General features: G+C 61.5%; 13 protein-coding genes. 2 read left to right on the top strand and 11 right to left on the bottom strand.

The window, feature by feature from the left end; all coding sequences use genetic code 11:
- Positions 1-9: 9 nt before the first annotated feature.
- From ACJRW5_RS05335 to metR, 11 genes are all read right to left on the bottom strand, one after another.
- A complete protein-coding gene (locus ACJRW5_RS05335; protein WP_484569490.1) occupies positions 10-1,440 on the bottom strand; it encodes an MBOAT family O-acyltransferase in 1,431 nt (476 codons plus the stop codon).
- 17 nt (positions 1,441-1,457) lie between these two features.
- Positions 1,458-2,849: an alginate export family protein gene (locus ACJRW5_RS05330; RefSeq protein WP_484569489.1), complete on the bottom strand. Its 1,392-nt coding sequence runs from the start codon at positions 2,847-2,849 to the stop codon at positions 1,458-1,460.
- Positions 2,846-4,321: an SEL1-like repeat protein gene (locus ACJRW5_RS05325; protein ID WP_484569488.1), complete on the bottom strand. Its 1,476-nt coding sequence runs from the start codon at positions 4,319-4,321 to the stop codon at positions 2,846-2,848. Before ACJRW5_RS05325 ends, ACJRW5_RS05330 begins: the two co-directional genes overlap by 4 nt.
- Before the next feature lie 7 nt (positions 4,322-4,328).
- Complete coding sequence (locus tag ACJRW5_RS05320; protein WP_484569487.1) at positions 4,329-5,474, bottom strand: PilZ domain-containing protein; 1,146 nt, start codon at positions 5,472-5,474, stop codon at positions 4,329-4,331.
- Positions 5,475-5,486: 12 nt separating this feature from the next.
- Positions 5,487-7,013: a glycosyltransferase gene (locus tag ACJRW5_RS05315; RefSeq protein WP_484569486.1), complete on the bottom strand. Its 1,527-nt coding sequence runs from the start codon at positions 7,011-7,013 to the stop codon at positions 5,487-5,489.
- Positions 7,014-7,059: 46 nt separating this feature from the next.
- Positions 7,060-8,490, bottom strand: coding sequence for a mannose-1-phosphate guanylyltransferase/mannose-6-phosphate isomerase (locus ACJRW5_RS05310; protein ID WP_484569485.1), 1,431 nt, complete (start codon positions 8,488-8,490; stop codon positions 7,060-7,062).
- A 112-nt stretch (positions 8,491-8,602) separates the two neighbouring features.
- Positions 8,603-9,913, bottom strand: a complete 1,311-nt coding sequence (gene algD, locus ACJRW5_RS05305) for a GDP-mannose 6-dehydrogenase (RefSeq protein WP_484569484.1) — start codon at positions 9,911-9,913, stop codon at positions 8,603-8,605.
- Between the two features lie 821 nt (positions 9,914-10,734).
- On the bottom strand, positions 10,735-13,878 hold the full coding sequence (locus ACJRW5_RS05300) for an efflux RND transporter permease subunit (protein ID WP_484569483.1): 3,144 nt from the start codon (positions 13,876-13,878) through the stop codon (positions 10,735-10,737).
- Between the two features lies 1 nt (position 13,879).
- Positions 13,880-14,968, bottom strand: coding sequence for an efflux RND transporter periplasmic adaptor subunit (locus ACJRW5_RS05295; RefSeq protein ID WP_484569482.1), 1,089 nt, complete (start codon positions 14,966-14,968; stop codon positions 13,880-13,882).
- 9 nt (positions 14,969-14,977) lie between these two features.
- Positions 14,978-15,634, bottom strand: coding sequence for a TetR/AcrR family transcriptional regulator (locus tag ACJRW5_RS05290; RefSeq protein WP_484569481.1), 657 nt, complete (start codon positions 15,632-15,634; stop codon positions 14,978-14,980).
- Between the two features lie 279 nt (positions 15,635-15,913).
- Positions 15,914-16,831, bottom strand: a complete 918-nt coding sequence (gene metR / locus ACJRW5_RS05285; RefSeq protein ID WP_484569480.1) for a transcriptional regulator MetR — start codon at positions 16,829-16,831, stop codon at positions 15,914-15,916.
- Between the two features lie 168 nt (positions 16,832-16,999).
- Between metR and metE the strand changes: the two genes are divergently transcribed.
- Positions 17,000-19,288: a 5-methyltetrahydropteroyltriglutamate--homocysteine S-methyltransferase gene (gene metE / locus ACJRW5_RS05280; protein ID WP_484569479.1), complete on the top strand. Its 2,289-nt coding sequence runs from the start codon at positions 17,000-17,002 to the stop codon at positions 19,286-19,288.
- A 193-nt stretch (positions 19,289-19,481) separates the two neighbouring features.
- Complete coding sequence (locus ACJRW5_RS05275; protein WP_484569478.1) at positions 19,482-20,471, top strand: alpha/beta fold hydrolase; 990 nt, start codon at positions 19,482-19,484, stop codon at positions 20,469-20,471.
- Position 20,472 lies beyond the last annotated feature (1 nt).

Genomic DNA, 20,472 nt, shown 5'->3' with positions numbered 1-20,472 from the left:
TCAGTAACCTCAGAACTGGAAGTACAGGAAAGGAGAGAACGAGTTCGCGGCCAGACGGGTGAGCGTCAGCAGGAAACCTACCCATAGCAATAGCGCGCTGAAGCCGCTGACGTGCTGCATGAAATACTGCTGCTGGCCTGTCCCGGCGTAGTAGCGGATGTTGATCGAACCGGCGATGACCACCCATAGCAGCGCGATCAGGGTGAAGGCCATGGTCATGGCTGAAGTACCGAACCAGTAGAGGTCCAGCGAGCCGATCCCGTTCAGGCCGATCAGTGCCTTGTAGATCTCCAGGGCGTGGGGCAGGGCGCCGGTGAAGAACAGCGGCATGCAGGACGCCAGGACGAACATGCAGCGGGCGTTGCGCCAGAAGTTGTAGGGCGTGTTGATCTTGGTGGCGATACCGAGTTTACGTTCCATGACCATGGCGATGCCAAAGAACAAGCCCCAGAAAATGAAGGCGAAGCTCGGACCATGCCATAGCCCGGAGAGCATCATGGTAATGACCAGGCCGACCAGCATGCCGACCAGGCGTTTGCGCACCAGCGGCATGTACACGTAGTCGCGCAGGAAGTCGGCCAGGGTCATGTGCCAGCGTTGCCAGAACTCGGTGATGCTCTGTGCGATGTAGGGTTGGTTGAAGTTCTCCGCAAAGCGGAAGCCCATCATCATGCCCAGGCCGATGGCCATATCGCTGTAGCCGGAAAAGTCGAAGTACAGCTGCAGTGCGGAGATCAGCAGGCCGAACCAGGCGTCCGCCATCTGCAGTTCGCCGCCGCCGATGAACAGCGTGTTCATCGGTGCCAGGGAGTCGGCGATCAGTACCTTCTTGATAAAGCCAAGCATGAAGCGACAGGCGCCTAGAGAGAACAGTTCCAGGGAGTGGCTGCGGTTCTTCAGCTGTTTGTCGATCAGGCTGTAACGCAGGATAGGCCCGGCGATCAGTTGCGGGAACAGGGCGATATAGGCAGCGAAGTCGACGAAGCGGTCGGTGGGTTCCGCATTGCGTCGGTAGATATCGACGATGTAGCTCAGCGCTTGGAACACGTAGAAGGAAATGCCCAGTGGCAGGATGATGTGTTCCAGAGTGAAGGTATTGATGCCCAACGGCTCGAGCACCGCGACCAGGACGTCAGCACCGAAGTTGGCGTACTTGAAGTAGCCGAGTGTGGCCAGGTTGCCGATCACGCCAACGCTCAGCAGGCGAAAGGCGATTTTCTTCTCGCCCGCGTCCATGCGTGCCTTGATACGCAGGCCGAACCAGTAGTTCCAATAGGAAATGGCAACGAACAGCAGCAGGAAGTCCGGTCTCCACCAGGCGTAGAACAGATAGCTGCCGAGCACGATCACGTAGGACCGCCAATGATCCCTGGCCAGGTAGTAGCAAAGCAGGAAGACCGGCAGAAACAGGAACAGGAAGACATTGGATGCGAAGATCATGCTGGCGCTGCTCTCGGTCAGTAAGTCAGGGTGATGCCCAGCGTCACCTGGTAATCGTCACCGATGTCCAGTGCGCTGCCGGCCCGGAAGTAACTCAGGCTGGCCAGGGTATTGAGCTGGATGCGCTTGCCCTCGTGAGCGATCGGGAACATGCGCCAGTAGTGATTGATGTCGAGCACCTGCCCCAGGTGAGCCGAGCTGGTATCGCGAATCTGGCCTTCGTTGACGGTGCGCAATGGCAACTGTGCCGAACGATTGCGCAGGCGCAGGTCGCTCAGGCGCAGGTCCAGCGCCGTACGATCGGTCGGCTGGGTTTCCAGGGTGATGCCATAGAACATCAGGTTGCTCAGGTTGACACTGACCAGGTTGCTGACCAGGCGGCTGCTGTAGGTAAGTGGGTCGGTGCGTCGGTCCGACTGGATGCGATTGAGGTTGAAACCGTCGTTGCCGCTGTCGTCCGGGCGATCGGTGATGCCGGCGGAGAGCCCGAAGCGGGGTGCCCAGGGCAACTGCTCGAAGCGCTTACCGACATCGCCGACCACGGCCCAGCCAGTGGTATCGCCCTTGTCACGCAGGCCGTTGGGTTGTGTGGTTTCCAGGCGACCGTCGAGGGCAGCGAACTCCAGGTGATAGTCACTGATAAGCGATGTCAGCTGGCGTGTGTCACCTTGCAGGAATACGCCGTAGCGCATGCCGGTGAAATCCAGACGGTCATCTGCCGAGCTGCCTGAGTAGTCGTCTTCATGCAGCAGGCGAGCGCCCAGCCAGTGGTCCGGGTGCCAGCGCCAGGCATACTCTGCCATCAGGTAGCGAATCTGCTTGTCACGCGGATCGAGGCGGTTATCGTCGGAGTTGTAGTAGTAGAACTTTTCGGCAACGGCGACGAAACCTCTGGAGAAGCTGTCGTTGTAATCCAGGCGCAGGGCTTCGATGCTGTCGTCCCACCAGATACCGAAACGATCGCTGAAACGCTGGCGGCCGAAGGTTGCGGAAAAGCGTGGATCGTCGCCGATCAGATTGCGGCGTATGTAGAACTCGCGCGCTTCGCTGTAAGCGTGGCGACGGCGACTAACACGCTCGTCGTTACCTTCGTTGTTCTGCAGGGCGTTCGGGTCTGTGTCGTAGTTGAGCCACAGGCGGCCAAAAGCTTCCCACTTGGCCCAGCGCTGCTCGGGCGAGTACCAGCGGTACGAGGGTTCATAGCGCAGGCTGAAGAACGTACGGCGATCTTCGCCAAGACGAGTCTCATCGGGGCCGTAACCGGTGCGCATGAATACCTTGTGGGTCAGCAGCGAGGTGATCGGCTCCAGCTCGGTCGGAGTTGGGCTGCTTTCTTCTGCGTGCAGCACGCCGAACGGCAGGCAGGCAAGCAGCAGTGCGGCAGGGCTGAGGGGGCTGTAGGTGCTCACAATGCGGTTTCCTCAATTAGACGGTTGCCTTCGGCGGTGGCTGCTTCGCGCTGTTCGGGCGTAAGGCGATTGCCTAGGGTGAGCATCAGCTCGGTTGCGCGTTGATCGCCCAGTTCATGGGCGGCAAAGGCAAACGAGAAGGCCTTGCTGTTGTCCTGACAGATGGCCCGACCATTGGTGTAAAGGCGGGCGATACGCAACAGGGCGTTTATCGAGCCCTGCTCGGCTTCCTGCATATAGAGCTGCAGCGCATGTTCCTGATCGGGCTCATCCAGGCCGCCGAGGCTGTAGAGGTCGCCCTCCAGCAGGCGGGCTTCGGGATAGTCCTCCGCCTGCAGTTCGCTGATCAGGCGCTGGCTCAGGTGCGGGTCGAGCGTTCGCCACAGGACCATGTGCAGGCTGGCACGCAGTGCCTTGATGCGCTGCGGCGTGACCGGTTGCTCTCGCTCGGCCATGCTCAGGCTGAGGTTTTCTCCCTGGCGTTGCTCCAGGCGCTCGATGAGTGCCACAACCGGCTCGGGGGCATAGCGATCCGGGGCGCTCATGAGAAAGCTGGCTTTGCTGACCATGGCCGGCCCGAAGTCGCGCGCAACGGCGTTGTCCAGCCATTGCAGCACTTCGCGATCCATCTGCTCGACCAGGCTGGCGTGGGCCTGGGCCTTCTGTTCGCGCGCCTGCTTTTCTGCTTCGTCCTCCGCGCGCGTGCGCGGCCGGTTGTTGTTGAAGTGGCTGACCACGTAGTTCCGGATATTGGCCAACTGCAGAGCGATGCGGTGCACCAAGTCGACCGGTAGAGCATCCATGCGCGGTGACAACTGCTCGGCAAAAGCGCGAAAGCGCTCGTTGCGCTGTTCGCCGAGAAACTCGTAGTAGCGGTAAACCGCACGCGGGTCACTTTCTACTGCCAGTTGGAACCACTTTTCTGCAGCCGCTGTGTCTCCCGAGCGTGCAGCCGCCACGGCGCGATAAAGCGGCGCATGGCAGTACATCAGACAGGCGCGGTCATAGAGCTCGATCAGCTGCGTGACCTCGCTATCGCTGAACAGCTCGGGAAAGACCAGGAACACTTCCAGGCGGGTATCGACGCTGACGAAGTCGCGCGCAGCAGTGAAACGCTGTAGCGCCTGGCGCATGTAGGCACGGTTGGCCTGCTGCCAGCGCGGTTTGTAGTCCACCAGACGCGCCAGGGGAATCAGCGCGCCAATATCGCCACGGCCATCGGCAAAGGCCTGCTTGAACAACTCGATGGCATGTGCGGTATGGGCCGGGCTGCGGCTTGCCAGCACCTCGCCAAGCAGCCGTGTTGCGCCCAGGTCGCCACGCTCGGACAGTGCGCGCAGATCCTCTTCGACTGCCGCCTGATTGTCCTGAAACAGCGCGTAGCGAATCTGCTCGAGGCTGCGGGCCGCCTGTGCCTGGCCGGCAATGGCCAGCGACAGGGCGGTTGTGCAAAGGAGAGATCTGAGCGACATGGTGACCTCAGAATGTCCAGCGCAGCGGCAAGCCGAGCTTGAACTCGACGGCTGTCGGCAGCTGATAGCTGTTCAGCGGCAACTGGTGGTCGGGCTTGATGGTCAGGTCGACCATCTGCCGCTGCTCGTCCACGCGACTGGCAACGATCTCTCCAGAGAAGGTTTCCTCGCTGCCGAGTACGCGCAGCTCGACGGCGCGAACCCGCTCGAGCTTGTCCATGCGCTCGAAGGGCACACTGGCCTTGATGTGCAGAGGCTTGTCCTGGGGCAGCAGGTGTACCAACTCCTGCTCCTTGTAGGCGAAGCCATCAAGGCGCGCGCCGGGGTAGTAAAGGCTGCATTCGCAAGGGCTGGCAATCACCGTTTCCACGGTGACACGTCCCAGCAGGGCAGCGGCATCCTGCTCGGAAAGATCGGACAGTGCAGCCATGTCGGCGGGGCTGGTCAGGCTGCTGGCCAGTTGCGTCGATACGCTGGCCAGTGGCTGCCCGGTGCTGACGCTGGTCTGTTCAGGGCCGATCAGGTAACGCAGATTGCCATTCTCCGGCATGCTGACGATGTAGGCGTCGGCGCTGACCACGGCTTGTGCAGCAGGCATCTGGAAGAACAGCAGATAGCCCTTGTAGACGATCAGCGCCAGCGCTGCGGCGCCTGCGCCGAGAAACAGCATCGAGCCCAGCGCCGCTTTCAGGCGTTCGCCTGGCGTGCGTGCATTGGCCTGCTTGGTCTTGCGCTCCTTGATGTAGTTCTCGCGCTGCATGACGTTGAACAGGCCGTTGATGTCGGCGATATCGCCGGACATGTAGGCAGAGATGATGTAGCGCAGGATGTCGCGTTTCTGCCGGTCGAGGTCGACGAACTCGGCACCGACTTCATGGCCGCGTTGCGAGACGATCTTCAGTTTGATGTCGATGTTCAGGTCGACCGTGTTCAGCTTCAGCTTGATCGAGCCATTGAACAGGCTGCCGATCTTCAGCGGCTGTTCGAGAAACAGGCCAATTCCGCCCAGGGAAATGTCCTGGATCTCGCATTCCAGGCCTTTGATGCCGTTACCTTCCAGGACCAGGCGGGCAGGGATCTTGGCGCGAACGAACTGACGTTCATCGATCGCCTCATGAACAACGTTTGCAGGGAGGACTGTGGTGCTACTCATAGCATTCGCGCCTTAAGGTTGCGTGAGTTCCAACAGGACCGAGATGACCCCGAAGAAAATGGCAATGGAGGACAGCAGCATGGTTTTCGACGTCCATCGATTGAGGGTCGCGTCGAAATTCACGCTGTTACTGATCGTGGTCTTCTGTCGTGTCCAGCTCTGCTGGTCCATGTGGAACATGGTGTAAACCTTCATCACCGAACCGACGATCTGGTTGTAATAGAGAACGGATGGGTACAACGGATCGACCGGGTGTTTGGTGAAGAAGAACAACAGCGTCACCAGGGTGCGCGACAGCAGAACCCAGAACAGGTAGATCAGCAGGTACTGCACGCCGAACAGCAGGCCAGCCACCACCGAGGCGCTGAGACCCATCAGGCAGGTCCACATGGACACGCGCTGGTCGTAGAGCACATACATGGTGAACATCCCCAGACGGTCGAGGCCGAGCAGGCGGGTAGCCCTGAAGTTCTGTCGCAGCGAGTTGCCGTACCAGCGGTACATCAACTGCCGTGTCGCGCGCAGGAAGCTGTTGTCTGGCGGATGCTCGACGGTCAGGGTATGGCTGTCCGGTACGTAGAAGGTGTCCCAGCCGGCGCGCATCAGGCTGAACCAGGATGACTTGTCGTCGCCGGTGAGGAACTGGAAGCGTCCCAGGCGCCAGTGGTCGAGGAAGTCCGCCTCGACGTCTTTGATAAACTCCGGATCGGTCATTACGCTGGCGCGGAAAAACGACAGGCGTCCGGTCATGGTCAGCACACGCTTGCTCAGCGCCATCGAGCACATGTTGATGTGCCGCTGGACGAAGCGCATGGTGTGCCACTCCTGCATCAGCTTGCTGCCTTCCACCTCGCAGAACTCGTTGGTGGTGATACCGCCGACGCTTGGCAGATAGGCGAACAGGGTGACAGCGCGTTCCACGCAACCTGGCAGCATCATGGTGTCGCCATCGACCACGCCGACCACGGAATTTTCCAGCGGCATCTGCCGCGATAGCGCGCGGAAAGCATGGGCCAGGCCGTCGCGCTTGCCGGTGCCGCGGGCCCGTACGATGATTAGTTTGATGTCGTCACGGTCACGCACTTCCTGGCGCATGATGTCCTTGATGAAGTTCTCGTCGCCCTTTTCCACGATCGAGGCGATCACGGTGCAGGGCACCGGCATGCGCTGCACTTCCTGGAACACCGACTGATAGACCTTGAAGGTGGTGTGCGTCGGGATGCGGAAGCTGGTCACCACCATGAACATGTGCTCGGGCAGCGCGGCGTCGCCCATGCGTTCGACGGCCTTGCGCATGCGCGGGAAGCGCCAATGCAGGAAGTACATGCCGCGCAGGTAGTGAGTGGCGGCATTGCCATAGCGCCACATGCCGAGCGCGCCGATCAGGAAGATGAACTTCTGGTGCGACGGGTCCAGGTAGCTGGGGTCGACCATCTCCGAGGCGAGAGCAACCAGGGCGAACAGGCACAGCCAGCCGCATAGTTTTCCGAAGCCGGGCGAGACCAGCCACCTCAGTGGTGCTGTAAAAAGCCTGAGCATAGGCGTGCTTCCTCCATTGAAGCCTTGTGGACACGTCTGGTGGGTGTTAGCTGATCGTGACGCCGTCGGTGCGACCGTAGACATCCTCGAAACGCTCTATGTCGTCTTCGCCGAGGTAGCTGCCCGACTGAACTTCGATGATCTCCAGAGGGATCTTGCCGGGGTTGGCGAGGCGGTGAACGGCGGCGATGGGGATGTAGGTCGACTGGTTTTCCCAGAGCAGGAAGGTCTTGTCGTCACAGGTCACTCGGGCTGTGCCGGATACCACGATCCAGTGCTCGGCGCGGTGATGGTGTTTCTGTAGGGACAGGCTGGCGCCTGGCTTCACGACAATGCGCTTGACCTGAAAGCGATTGCCACTATCGATCGAGTCGTAACTGCCCCAGGGACGATAGACCTGGCAGTGGTTGTCCGTCTCGCTGCGACCTTTGCAGGAGAGGTTGTTGACCAGTTGCTTGACGTCCTGCACACGGTCCTTGTGGGCGACCATCACGGCATCCTTGGTCTCCACCACTACCACGTCGTCCAGGCCGACCAGCGTCACCAGCTTGTTCTGGCTGTGGGCTAGGCAGTTGTGGCTGTCGTGCAGTACCACGTCGCCGGTTTTACAGTTGCCGTCGTGATCCTTGTCCTGCACGTCCCATAGTGCCGACCACGAGCCAACGTCGTTCCAGCCGGCACGAAGCGGCACCACACAGGCACGGTCGGTTTTCTCCATCACTGCGTAATCGATGGAGTTGTCGGGGCAGCATTCGAAGGCGCTCGGATCGATACGAATGAACTGCAGATCCTGTGTGCTGCGGCTGAGCGCCAGCTTGCAGGTGTCGTAGATATCAGGATCGTGATGCTGCAGCTCCTCCAGATAGCGACTGCAGCGGAACAGGAACATGCCGCTGTTCCAGACATAGTCGCCCTGGGCCACGAACTCATTGGCCGTCTCCAGGTCGGGCTTTTCCACGAAGGCTTCGACCGATAGCACGCCTGCAGGCAGGTCGCTCGTGTCATGCCCGGTCTTGATATAGCCGTAGCCGGTTTCGGGCCGTTCGGCAGGAACGCCGAACAGCACCATGGAGCCCTGTTCCGCCGCGCTGCGGGCGACCCCCAAGGCCTGGTGGAACACGGTGATGTCTTCGATCACATGATCGGCCGGCAGCACCAGTAGCAGCTCGTCCCGACCTTCAGCCAGCAGGTGCATGGCAGCGATGGCAACCGCGGGCGCGGTATTGCGACCGAAGGGCTCCAGCAGAATGTTCTGGGCGTCCTGGCCGACACTGGCGAGCTGTTCGCTGACGATGAACCGATGTTCCTCGTTGCACACCACGATGGGGTTGCTCATGCCCTCGATCGCCAGGCGTCCGATGGTCTGCTGGAGCATCGTCTCGTTGCCGGTAAGGGCGAGAAACTGTTTGGGGTACTGCTTGCGTGACAAGGGCCAGAGGCGCGAGCCGCTGCCGCCAGACAAAATCAGAGGAATCATGCTGTCACTCCTTGTAATCACCGATTCAGGACCATTGGCAGGAAAGCGGCATACGCCGTAACCAATCGAACGGCACCGGGTCGGTGCCGCCTCTGTTCTTGTTAGCCTCTGCTTACCAGCAGATGCCTTCCCTGTTGGCCTGAGTCGCGTGCTCCATGAACCCGACCAGATCGACGACTTGCTTGTCGTCGCCGATGTCTCTCAGGACATCGGCGAAAAGCGGCTCGCCGTTGCCGACGATCAGTACGTCGGAAGCTTCCACTACGTCATCTAGTTCCTTGCACAGCAGCGAGGACACGTGCGGAATCTTTGACTCGATGTATTCCTTGTTGGCGCCGAACACCCTGGCGTACTCGACGTTGCTGTCGAAGATCTTCAGCTCGTAGCCCTTGCCGATAAGCATTTCCGCCAGTTCTACCAGCGGGCTTTCGCGCAGGTCATCGGTACCGGCCTTGAAGCTCAGGCCGAGCAGGCCGATGCGGCGCTTGTCGTAGTGGGTGACGATGTCGAAGGCCTTCTTCACCTGGGCGGCATTGCTGCGCATCAGCGAGCCAATCAGCGGTGCTTCGACGTCCAGGCTACCGGCGCGGTAGTTCAGGGCACGCACGTCCTTGGGCAGGCAGGAGCCGCCAAAGGCAAAGCCGGGCTTCATGTAGTACTTGGAGAGGTTGAGCTTGTGGTCCTGGCAGATCACGTCCATGACTTCGCGGCCGTCGACGCCTACTGCCTTGGCGATATTGCCGATCTCGTTGGCGAAGGTCACTTTGGCTGCATGCCAGACATTGCAGGTGTACTTGATCATCTCGGCGACTTCGATCGACTTGCGGATGATCGGGGCGTCCAGTTCGCTGTACAGCTCCTGAAGCAGGTCGCCAGATTGTTCGTCCAGTTCGCCGATGACGGTCATCGCCGGGAAGTCATAGTCCTTGATCGCGGTACTTTCTCGCAGGAACTCGGGGTTTGTTGCGACGCCGAAGTCGACGCCGGCTTTCTTGCCGGATGCACTTTCGATCAGTGGAATCACTACATTCTTGACCGTGCCCGGCAGTACGGTGCTGCGCACTACGACGGTGTGACGTTCCGCTTTCTCGCGCAGAGCCGTACCAATCTGTTCGCACACAGACTCCATATAGCCGAGATCGAGGTCGCCATTGCGTTTGCTCGGCGTGCCTACGGCAATGAAGGAAAGTTCGCTGGCCAGAACCGCGGCGCTGACGTCAGTGGTACCGCGCAACAGCTGGGAACGTACGCCGGCATCAAGCAGTTCGGCCAGGCCGGGTTCGACGATGGGGGACTTGCCCTGATTGATCAGATCGATCTTGGTCTGCGATACGTCGACGCCTATGACTTCATGGCCGCGAGCCGACAGACAACCAGCGCAAACAGCGCCTACATAACCCAATCCAAAAATACTGATCCGCATAGTTCCCTCTCCTCAATAACTGAACTGGTCAATTGCAGTCACTGACCAATATCCCTGTTTAGTTACGCCTGGATGAAAAGGCGATCATCGCCGTCGCATGCTTCTGGCCTAACCGAAGTGCGGGGGATACTAGCGTTGGCTGTTTTGAAGTTTCAAGCAAAACGTGAACCAGAAGTTTTGATTTATTTTGTTAAACTTTCGCTTTTTTAAAAATCATTGAAAAACAACGAGTTATATTTTTGAGTTTTAATTTAGTCAAAAAAATGTCTCATATTTCATGGCGTTATTTTTATGGCGCCATAAAAACGATGCGCTGATGCATGGTTATATCGCATTGTTCAGCTTTATGTGCTCGTTAGTTGTGCAATGTGAGGCGTCAGCTTTTGCTATATGCAATTCTGTTCTGTAATTTGCGAAGTGTGATGGCGTACACATATATATGTGTAGGGTGCTGGCTGGACTACGCTGCTTGACTGATGGTTCGCGACTCTGTGAGGCAGGCGGTGTAATTCAGGCTTGGCACAGCGCCACTGCCTGGACTACTCTCCGGTCACCGGGCTAACGAAGTGGCCAACAGGCAGGATGCCGACCCCATACACTTCGTTAGCTCGGTTTTCAGTTTCGGTCTCGCTGATCGCTGGATTGGCGACAAGACAAAGCCCTCTCATGGAGGGCTTTGTCGTTTCTGTGCGGTACTCGTGTGGCACGAGCCCGCTTCGTAGGTGCGTCCTTGCCGTCTTTTCCTTCCCGCCCTTGAGCTGTCGTAACGAGCAGCTTAGGCGATATCTGGCACTTTACCGCCTGGGTGCGTTGCACGGGTGTCAGTCACTTCGCTGCAGGTGCGTCTTGCCGGGTTTGGCAATGAGGTGCTCCGGCAGGTCGAGCAGGTCGGCGTCATAAGTCTCCAGCGGCGGCGGGCGCCGCTCGAAGCGAGCGCCGAGCACCAGCAGGCAAGGGGTCAGCAGCAATGTCAGCAGTGTGGCGAAGGCCAGGCCGCCGGCGATGGCGCTGGAAAGCTGCGTCCACCACTGCGTCGAAGGGGCACCGAAGCCGAGGCTCGGAGTGACCAGGTCAACGTTGATGCTGAGCACCATCGGCAGCAGGCCGAGAATGGTGGTCACGGCGGTGAGCAGTACCGGGCGCAGGCGCAGACTGCCGGTTTCCAGTGCCGCTTCGCGCGGTTCCAGACCCTGCCTGCGCAACTGGTTGTAGGTGTCGATCAGGATGATGTTGTTGTTCACCACGATGCCAGCCAGGGCGATAAGGCCCATGCCGACCATGACGATACCGAACGACTGGCCGTTGACCAGCAAGCCGATCAACACCCCGGCGGTCGACAGCACGATCGCTGACAGCACCAGCGCCGCCTGGTAGAGGCTGTTGAACTGGGTCACCAGGATGATCGCCATGAGGAAGATGGCGACAACGAAGGCGGTCATCAGGAAGGTGGCCGCCTCGCGCTGATCGGCATCCTCGCCGGCGAACTTCACTTTCACCTCTGCTGGTACCTCGCCGAGTGCTTCGCGTAGGGTTTTGAGGCGTTCGTCCAGGCGTGCGCCTTCGGCCAGGTCGGCCTGCAGGGTGATGGTACGGTCGCCATCGACGCGGCGCAGGGTGCCGACCTTCGGTGCGGGTTGCAGGTCGACGAAGTTGCTCAGCGGCACCTGGCCGGCCGCCGTATTCAGGGTCAGACGGCCGAGCTGGTCGAGCGAGCGCCAGTTGCCGGGCAGGCGCACACGGATGTCGACTTCATCCGTGGCATCCTCTGGGCGGTAGGTCGCCAGTTTCAGGCCGTTGGTGATCATCTGCACCGCATTGCCGACGCTCAGCACATCCGCGCCGAAGCGCGCTGCCGCTTCGCGATCGACCTTGAGCCGCCATTCGATGCCGGGCAGGGCGCGGTCGTCCTCGATATCGATAAAGCCCCCAAGCTGATGCATCTCGCTACGAATGCGTTCGACCCACTGTTCGGTCAACGCCGTATCCAGGGTGCTGATCTGCAGCTTGACCGGCTTGCCATCGGTGGGGCCCTGTTCCTGCTTGCGGAATTCCAGCACCACGCCGGGGATGCTGGCGGTGCGCTGACTCATTTCGGCGAGAATTTCCTTGGCCGGACGCCGCTGGTGCCAATCCACGAACTGGAACTGCAAGGTACCTATGACGTCGGCGCCCAGTTGGCCTTCCGGTTGCGCCAGAGAGCGTGCATAAAGCGCCTTGACCTCACGCATGCCGAGCACCTGCTTCTCGACCTGTTTGAGCAGGGCGTCCTTCTCCTGTACCGACAGGTCGCCCCGGGCGCGCAGCCAGATCTGTGCGCTCTCCGGCTCGACGTCAGGGAAGAATTCCACGCCGTGGTTGAAACGGCCGTAGCCGACATAGATCAGGGCGATCAGCGCAAGCATGCCGAGCAGCGTCAGGCCGGGGCGCCTGAGCAGCGTTGCCAGCAGCTTGCGGTAGGCGTTGCCGGCGCGATTGTCGCTGGCCAGCTGCGGTCGTGCTTTGCCACCGCTGACCGCCCCGAGCACCGGCAGAAACACCAGGGCCATGGCCAGCGAGGCGAGCAGGCAGACGATCACCGTGGCGGGCAGATACTTCATGAACTGGCCGACCACGCCGGGCCAGAACAACAGCGGCAGGAACACCACCAAGGTCGTTGCGGTAGAGGCGATCACCGGCCAGGCCATGCGCGTGGCGGCATTGGCCCAGGCCTGGCGCGGTGACTGACCCTGTTGCAGATAGCGGTCGGCCAGCTCGGAGACCACGATGGCACCGTCGACCAGCATGCCGGCCACCAGAATCAGGCTGAACAGCACGACGATGTTGAGGGTGAAACCGAGCATCCAGATCAGCAGGATGCCGCTGAGAAAGGCGCCGGGAATGGTCAGCCCCACCAGCAGTGCCGAGCGCATGCCCATGCTGGCGACCACCAGGATCAGTACCAGGACGATGGCGGTCAGCACATTGTTGAGCAGGTCGCCGAGCATGCTCTGCACTTCCTGCGACTGATCCATGATGTAACTGACTTCCACGCCTGGCGGCAGCAGGGGTTTGGCCTGTTCCATCAGGGCCTTGACCTGATCGATGGTCTCGATGATGTTGGCGCCGCTGCGCTTGGCGACTTCCAGGACGATGGCTGGCTGGCCATTGATGCGGGCGAAGCCGGTCGGGTCCTTGAAGGTGCGGCGGATGGTGGCGACGTCGGCGAAGGTCACCACGCTGTCGCCGACCACCTTGACCGGCATGTTCATGACGTCCTCGAGGTCTTCGATGACGCCTGGAACCTTCATGCTCATGCGACCGGCGCCTGTGTCCAGGCTGCCGGCGGCCACCAGGCGATTGTTGCGGCTGACCAGGTTGAACAGCTCGTTGTAGTCGATGCCATAGCTGTCCAGTACCTGCGGGTCGACGACGATTTCCATGAGGTCTTCGCGGTCGCCGCCAATGGTCACTGACAGTACTTCGCCGATGCCTTCGATGTTTTCCTTCAGGCGCCGTGCGATGTACACCAGTTCGTTCTCGGCAATCGGCCCGGACAGGCCAACCGACAGCACCGGAAACAAGGCCACGTTGACCTCGGTCACCGTCGGTTCGTCGGCTTCTTCGGGCAGTTTGCTGCGGGCGGTGTCGACCTTCTCGCGGACGTCGGCCAGCGCCACTTTGGCATCGAAGCCGGCATCGAACTCCAGGGTCACCGAGGCGTGTCCTTCACTGGATACCGAGCGCATCTCCTTGACGCCTTCCAGGCTGCGCAGCTCCTGTTCCAACGGGCGCACCAGCAGACGGTCGCCATCTTCCGGGCTGATGCCTTCCAGCGTCACCGAGACGTAGATCATCGGGATGGTGACGTCGGGGTTGGACTCCTTGGGCATGGCCACGTAGGCCACCAATCCGCCGCACAGCAGAAACAGCAGGATCAGCAGGGTGGTGCGGCTGCGGTCGAGTGCGGCAGCGATCAGTGCGTGCATCTCAGCTGCCCTCTGCGGCGAGTTGCGTGCGCACCTGCTGGCCCGCTTCGACGAAGCCCTGGCCGAGGGTGATCAGTGCGACTTTCGACGGCAGACCGCTGACCCAGGCCCCCTGGTTGTCGACGCTGATCAGCTCGACTGGCGTGAACTCCACACGTTGCGCAGCGTTGACCCACTTGACGCCGTGGCGGCCGTTTTCATCCAGGCTGAGCAGGGCGGGAGAGAGCCGGTGGGCCATGGCCTCGCCAGTCTGAATGTGCAGGGTGGCGCTGGCGCCTGCCAGACGCAGGCCGTCGGGGTTGTCTACTTTGACCTCGATGCGGAAGCTGCGCGAGTCCGGGTCGGCTGCCGCGGCGATGAAGTGCAGTTCGCCCTGCAGCCTGCGCCCGTCGAGCAGCTCCACGGTCACCGTCTGGCCCAGTGCGAGCTGGGTGACTTGCTGCTGGGCGATCTGCGCCGTGACCTTGAGGCGGTCGATATCCACCAGGGTCAGCAGGCTTTGTCCGGGCTGCACGTAGTCGCCCAGTTCGACGCTGCGTTGATCGTAGATGCCGGCAAACGGCGCCTTGATCCGGGTGTTGCGCAGGTGCAGGCGGGCGCTGTCGAGTTCCGCACGGGCCTTGGCCAGTTCGCTTTCCAGGCGCATCAGTTCACTGGCCGAGATCAGGCTGCGTTCACGCAGGCGTTTGGCCGCAGTCACATCGCTCTCGCGCTGGCGCACGTCCGCTTCGCTACGCGCCACCTGTGCCGGTCGGTCATCCGGCGACAGGCTGAGCAGCAGTTGCTCGGCGACGACACGATTGCCTTTGTCCTGATCCAGCTTCTGCACGCTGCCGCTGACCTGCGCGCGCAATTCGACCCGGCGCCAGGCCTCGATCTGCCCCTGCACCACGTGCTGGCGCTGCATCGGTTGCGCCTCCAGCCACTGTACCTCGACCCTGGTCAGCTCGTTGCTGACGACAGGTTTATCCGTTTCGGCCTGCACCTCGTCGTGCGCGGTGAAGCGCTCGCCGCTGAACAGCCAGAGCAGCAGAACGACGGCGATGGCGACAGCAATGATCCAGGGGCGTTTACTGAGTTGAGCGAACATGGCGGTGCCTTACAGATTGGAGGCGGGCGCTGCCAACAGCGCGGCGGCCTGGCCGCGCAGGCCGGCGATGATGAAGTCGGTGACGCGATCGAAGTAGGCATCGAAGGCTATGGGGTCGGCCCAGTGGTCGAAGCCGCCCGATGCGATGCGCGCCATCACACCGTTGACGCAGGCTTCCACGCCCCACAGCAGGTGCTGGCAGTGCTCGGTAGAGAGCTGCAGCTCGGCGAAACTGCTGCGCAGCAGTTGGCTGAACAAGGCCATGTACTGGCCCTCCAGTTCGATGAACTGCTCGCGATAAGGTGGCTCCAGGCGTTCCTGAAAGGCAGGCCGGTCACATAGCAGACACAGCTGCGCTTGCAGTGGGTCGGCCAGAAGCAGTTCGAAGGCGCGGCGGATCATCCGGCGCATGGCCTCGTGGGCCGGAGCCGTTTGCGAAAGCGCCTGCAGCTCGGTCAGGTGCAGGCGTGAGCAATCCAGAACCAGGCGTGCGTAAAGCGCTTCCTTGCTGGGGAAGTGCTTGTACACGGTACCCTTGCCAATCCCTGCGTGACGCGCGACTTCGGCGATGGTGACGCGGTCCCAGGATTGGCTCTGGAACAGTTGGCGGGCGGCTTCGAGCAGGGCGTTTTCACGCTGCTGGAACAGTTGATCCTGATAGCGCATGGGCGTTCCGCAAGAGGTTGTGACCGGCGGTCATGCTATGACTGTTGGTCACGATGCAGCAAGGCAGGAGTTGTAACAAGGCAATTGGGCGCCACAGCATCAGATGCCGGTATTCAGGCGTTGTGTGTTGGGGGAAGTTGTGGGCTTTGCGGTGTGTTGCTGAACGATTCGCGGCGGGGCGCCGCTCCTACAGGTCGGGTGGTGCTAGCTCTTTCATGTAGGAGCCCCGCCCCGGGGCGACGCTTTGATTCGCCCAATGGGCGTGCGGCTAAACCAGGCTCAGCGCGCCACGCTGACGCCTTCGAGGCTGGCGAAGGAGGTGTCCTTGGCGGTGAGTAGGAAGTCGCGCATGAAGGGGGCATCGAGCATGTCGCTGCGGATCGCCGCGTAAAGCGTGCAGTACAGGCCTTTCTCACCCAGACGCTTGGCGCTGACGTAGCCGCGCGAGCTGTACTCGTGCAGCGCCCAATTGGGCAGGCCGCACACGCCGCGACCGCTGGCCACTAGCTGCATCATCATCACCGTAAGCTCGGAGGTGCGTACCTGCGCCGGCTCGACGTCGGCCGGCTCGAGGAAACGGGTGAAGATGTCCAGGCGGTCACGCTCGATGGGGTAGGTGATCAGGGTTTCCGTGGCCAGGTCATCCGGCTGGATAAAGGCCTTACCGGCCAGCCGGTGCTGATTGGCCACGGCCAACTGGGCCTCATAGGTGAACAGCGGTACGTAGGTGATGCCGGCCAGCTCGACGGGGTCCGAGGTCACCACCAGGTCCAGGTCGCCGCGCGCCAGGGCGGGCAGCGGCGCGAAGGAAAAGCCCGAAGCCAGGTCCAGCTCCACTTCCGGCCAGGCATCGCGAAATTGGTCGATGGTCGGCATCAGCCATTGGAAGCAGCTGTGGCATTCGATGGCCATGTGCAGGCGGCCGGCCGTGCCACCGGCGAGCCGGGCCAGGTCACGCTCGGCGCCGCGCAGCAGGGGCAGGGTGGCATCGGCCAGCTGCAACAGGCGCAGCCCGGCGCTGGTGAAACGCACCGGCTTGGTCTTGCGTACGAACAGTTGCAGGCTGAGACGCTCCTCGAGCTCCTTGAACTGGTGCGACAGCGCCGACTGGGTCAGGTGCAGGCGCTCGGCGGCCTCCACCAGGCTGTCGGTTTCGCGCAGGGCGTGCAGGGTTTTCAGGTGGCGTAGCTCAAGCATGGCGGGTCTCGATAAAGGTTTCACTCATTCAGTTTCGTAACTGGATGAAGACGGCTCATACAGCCTACATGAGTAAATCTTTAGATCAAGGCGAAAATCTTGAGTTTGTCTCAACTGGAATGGCTACTGAAAATAGCGCCATCTCGATTGATTCTGGAGCATCACCACATGTCCCTGTCCCATTCCCTGGGTTTCCCGCGCATCGGCCGCGACCGCGAACTGAAAAAAGCGCTCGAAGCCCACTGGCAAGGTGAGCTGGACGAGGCCGGGCTGCGCGCCGTTGGCCAGCGCTTGCGTGCCGAGCACTGGCAACTGCAGAAAGACGCTGGTATCGACCTGCTGCCCGTGGGCGACTTCGCCTGGTACGACCAGGTGCTGGCACACTCCTTGGCATTCGGCGTGATTCCCGAGCGCTTCCGCCCGACGACTGGCAAGCCGACTCTGCAGACGCTGTTTGCCATGGCCCGTGGCGTCAGTGACGACTGCTGTGGCGGCGCCCATGCCCAGGAGCTGACCAAGTGGTTCGATAGCAACTATCACTATCTGGTGCCGGAGTTCTCTGTCGATCAGCAGTTCTCCCTGAGCTGGGAGCAGGTGTTCGAAGAGGTCGGGGAGGCACATGCGCTCGGTCACAGCGTCAAACCGGTGCTGATCGGCCCGCTGACCTACCTGTGGCTGGGCAAGGCCAAGGGCGATGAGATCGACAAGCTGGAACTGCTCGAGCGTCTGCTGCCGGTCTATGGCGAGATCTTCCGTCGCCTGGCGGAGCAGGGCGTGGAGTGGGTGCAAATCGACGAGCCGATTCTGGTGCTGGACTTGCCGCAAGACTGGAAGAACGCTTTCGAGCGTGCCTACAACATGATTCAGCGCGAGCCGTGCAAGAAGCTGATCGCCACCTATTTCGGTGGCCTGGAAGATAACCTCGGTCTGGCCGCCAACCTGCCGGTGGACGGTCTGCATATCGATCTCGTACGCGCCCCTGAGCAGTACCCGACCATTCTCGATCGCTTGCCTGCCTATAAGATTTTGTCGCTGGGTGTGGTCAATGGACGCAATGTCTGGCGCTGTGATCTGGACAAGGCACTCGACGTGCTGCGTCACGCCCATGAACGCCTGGGCGAGCGGCTGTGGGTGGCGCCGTCCTGCTCGTTGCTGCACTGCCCGGTGGACCTGACCCGTGAAGACCAGCTCGACGCCGAGCTGAAAGGCTGGCTGGCCTTTGCGGTACAGAAGTGCCAGGAGGTCGCCTTGCTGGGCAAGGCCCTGGAAGCGCCGCAGGATGCCGAGGTGCAGGCGGCGCTGGAGACGAACCGTAAAGTGCAGGAGTCGCGCGCGGCCTCGCCCCGCATTCACAAGCCCGAGGTGCAGGCACGCCTGACCGCGACTCGTGCGCGCCATGCTCAGCGCCAGTCGCCGTTCGCCGCGCGTATTGGCAAGCAGCGCGAACGCCTGCAGTTGCCGTTGCTGCCGACCACCACCATCGGCTCCTTCCCGCAGACCTCGGCCATCCGTCTGGCGCGGCAGTCGTTCCGCCAGGGTAAGCTGAGCCTGACCGACTACACTGAGGCCATGCACAGCGAGATTCGTCATGCGGTGCAGGTACAGGAACGTCTCGGGCTGGATGTGCTGGTGCATGGCGAGGCCGAGCGCAACGACATGGTCGAGTACTTCGCCGAACAACTGGACGGCTACGCCTTCACCCGCTTCGGCTGGGTGCAGAGCTACGGGTCGCGCTGCGTCAAGCCGGCAGTGATCGTCGGCGACCTGAGCCGGCCACGGGCGATGACCCTGGAATGGATCCAGTACGCGCAGAGCCTGACCGACAAGGTGGTGAAAGGCATGCTGACCGGGCCAGTGACCATGCTGATGTGGTCGTTCGCGCGGGAAGATGTGTCGCGTGAGGTTCAGGCCAGGCAGTTGGCGCTGGCCATTCGTGACGAAGTGGTCGACCTGGAAGCTGCCGGAATCAAGGTCATCCAGATCGACGAGGCGGCGTTCCGTGAGGGCCTGCCCCTGCGTCAGGCGGCCTGGCAGGGCTACCTGGACTGGGCCACCGAGGCATTTCGCCTGAGCTCCAGCGGCGTGCGTGACGAAACGCAGATCCACACGCACATGTGCTACAGCGAGTTCAACGACGTGATCGACTCCATCGCGGCGATGGACGCCGACGTGATCACCATCGAGACCTCGCGTTCGGACATGGAGCTGCTGGCCGCCTTCGAACGGTTCGCCTATCCCAACGAGATCGGCCCGGGCGTCTACGACATCCACTCGCCGCGCGTCCCCGACAGCGCCGAGATGGCCGGCTTGCTGCGCAAGGCCGCGCAGCGCATCCCGCTCGAGCGGTTGTGGGTCAACCCCGATTGCGGGTTGAAGACCCGTGGTTGGCCCGAGACCGAGGCCGCGTTGGTCAATATGGTCGCGGCGGCCCAGCAGTTGCGTGCAGAGTTGGCTTGATTTGCAGTCGGTCGCGGCTGATGCCCCTCCCATGCATAAATGAGGAGGGGCACGCTCCGCATCGTGCCGCTGGTCACTTGCAGGGCAACCGTTCGTCCTCCTTCATCAAACTGTCACGCGTGTGTGGCAGCGCCGTCGAATGACTTTCACCAGAATCGCGTTTCAGTGGGGTTCTACGTTTCTGGTGTTTTTCATGCGTGCATTCATCTTCATTGCCGCGTTGCTGTGCGGCGTGCAGTCTTTTGCTGCCAATCGTTGCGATCTATCCGAGCCGACCCGCTATGCGGATGTCGGTGACGTTCGCCTGGCTTATCAGAGTATTGGCAGCGAGCGCGACCCGGCGCTGCTGCTGATCATGGGCCTGGGCGGGCAACTGATCCACTGGCCCGATGAGGTGGTCGAGCGCTTGTGCCAGCAGGGTTTTCGGGTCATTCGTTTCGATAATCGCGATGTCGGTCTGAGTAGCTGGCGGCAACCCGCGCCGGGTATCAACCTGCCCTATGAAGTGCTGCGCTACCGCTTGGGGTTGTCGCTGGGCGCGCCGTACCACCTGCGTGACATGGCGGGCGATGCCCTGGGTTTGATGGACGACTTGGGTGTCGGCACCTTTCACGTCCTGGGTGCGAGCATGGGCGGCATGATCGCCCAGCACCTGGCTGACCTGGCGCCGCAGCGGGTACTCAGCCTGACATTGGTGATGACCAGCTCCGGCGCCCAGGGCTTGCCTGCGCCCAGCGATGCGCTGGTCGCGCTGCTGGCGCGGCGTGAGGCCGGCAGTCGCGAGGCAGCGCTGCAACAGCAGGCCGATTTGCTCGCTGCGCTGGGCAGCCCCTCGGTCAAGGATGATCGCGCGTTGCTGTTGCACCAGGCTGAAGTGGCCTATGACCGGGCATTCAACCCTGAGGGCGTGCAGCGCCAGTTGCTGGCGATTCTCGCCGAGTCGAGCCGGGTCGAGCTGCTCAATCGCCTGGCCGTGCCGACGCTGGTGGTGCATGGCACTGCCGACCCGTTGCTACCGGTAATGCATGGCGTGCATGTCGCAGCGCATATCAAGGGCTCGGAACTGAAGCTGATTCCAGGGTTGGCCCATCGCTTCCAGGATGCCTTCAAGGAGCCTTTGCTGGCAGCAGTGCTACCGCACCTCGCGGCGCACCGTGGGGACCTCGGGCTGGCCCATCTGTAGG

The organism is Pseudomonas pichavaramensis, assembly GCF_050473265.1.
GTDB lineage: Bacteria > Pseudomonadota > Gammaproteobacteria > Pseudomonadales > Pseudomonadaceae > Aquipseudomonas.
The sequence above is the reverse complement of the archived record's forward strand: the minus strand, read 5'-3'. Positions and strand labels throughout refer to the sequence as shown.

Coding starts and splice junctions, on each gene's coding strand:
- metR (WP_484569480.1), bottom strand. CDS start 16,831: ATGCTTGAGCTACGCCACCTGAAAACCCTGCACGCCCTGCGCGAAACC.
- ACJRW5_RS05320 (WP_484569487.1), bottom strand. CDS start 5,474: ATGAGTAGCACCACAGTCCTCCCTGCAAACGTTGTTCATGAGGCGATC.
- ACJRW5_RS05290 (WP_484569481.1), bottom strand. CDS start 15,634: ATGCGCTATCAGGATCAACTGTTCCAGCAGCGTGAAAACGCCCTGCTC.
- metE (WP_484569479.1), top strand. CDS start 17,000: ATGTCCCTGTCCCATTCCCTGGGTTTCCCGCGCATCGGCCGCGACCGC.
- ACJRW5_RS05310 (WP_484569485.1), bottom strand. CDS start 8,490: ATGATTCCTCTGATTTTGTCTGGCGGCAGCGGCTCGCGCCTCTGGCCC.
- ACJRW5_RS05295 (WP_484569482.1), bottom strand. CDS start 14,968: ATGTTCGCTCAACTCAGTAAACGCCCCTGGATCATTGCTGTCGCCATC.
- ACJRW5_RS05315 (WP_484569486.1), bottom strand. CDS start 7,013: ATGCTCAGGCTTTTTACAGCACCACTGAGGTGGCTGGTCTCGCCCGGC.
- ACJRW5_RS05325 (WP_484569488.1), bottom strand. CDS start 4,321: ATGTCGCTCAGATCTCTCCTTTGCACAACCGCCCTGTCGCTGGCCATT.
- ACJRW5_RS05275 (WP_484569478.1), top strand. CDS start 19,482: ATGCGTGCATTCATCTTCATTGCCGCGTTGCTGTGCGGCGTGCAGTCT.
- algD (WP_484569484.1), bottom strand. CDS start 9,913: ATGCGGATCAGTATTTTTGGATTGGGTTATGTAGGCGCTGTTTGCGCT.
- ACJRW5_RS05335 (WP_484569490.1), bottom strand. CDS start 1,440: ATGATCTTCGCATCCAATGTCTTCCTGTTCCTGTTTCTGCCGGTCTTC.
- ACJRW5_RS05300 (WP_484569483.1), bottom strand. CDS start 13,878: ATGCACGCACTGATCGCTGCCGCACTCGACCGCAGCCGCACCACCCTG.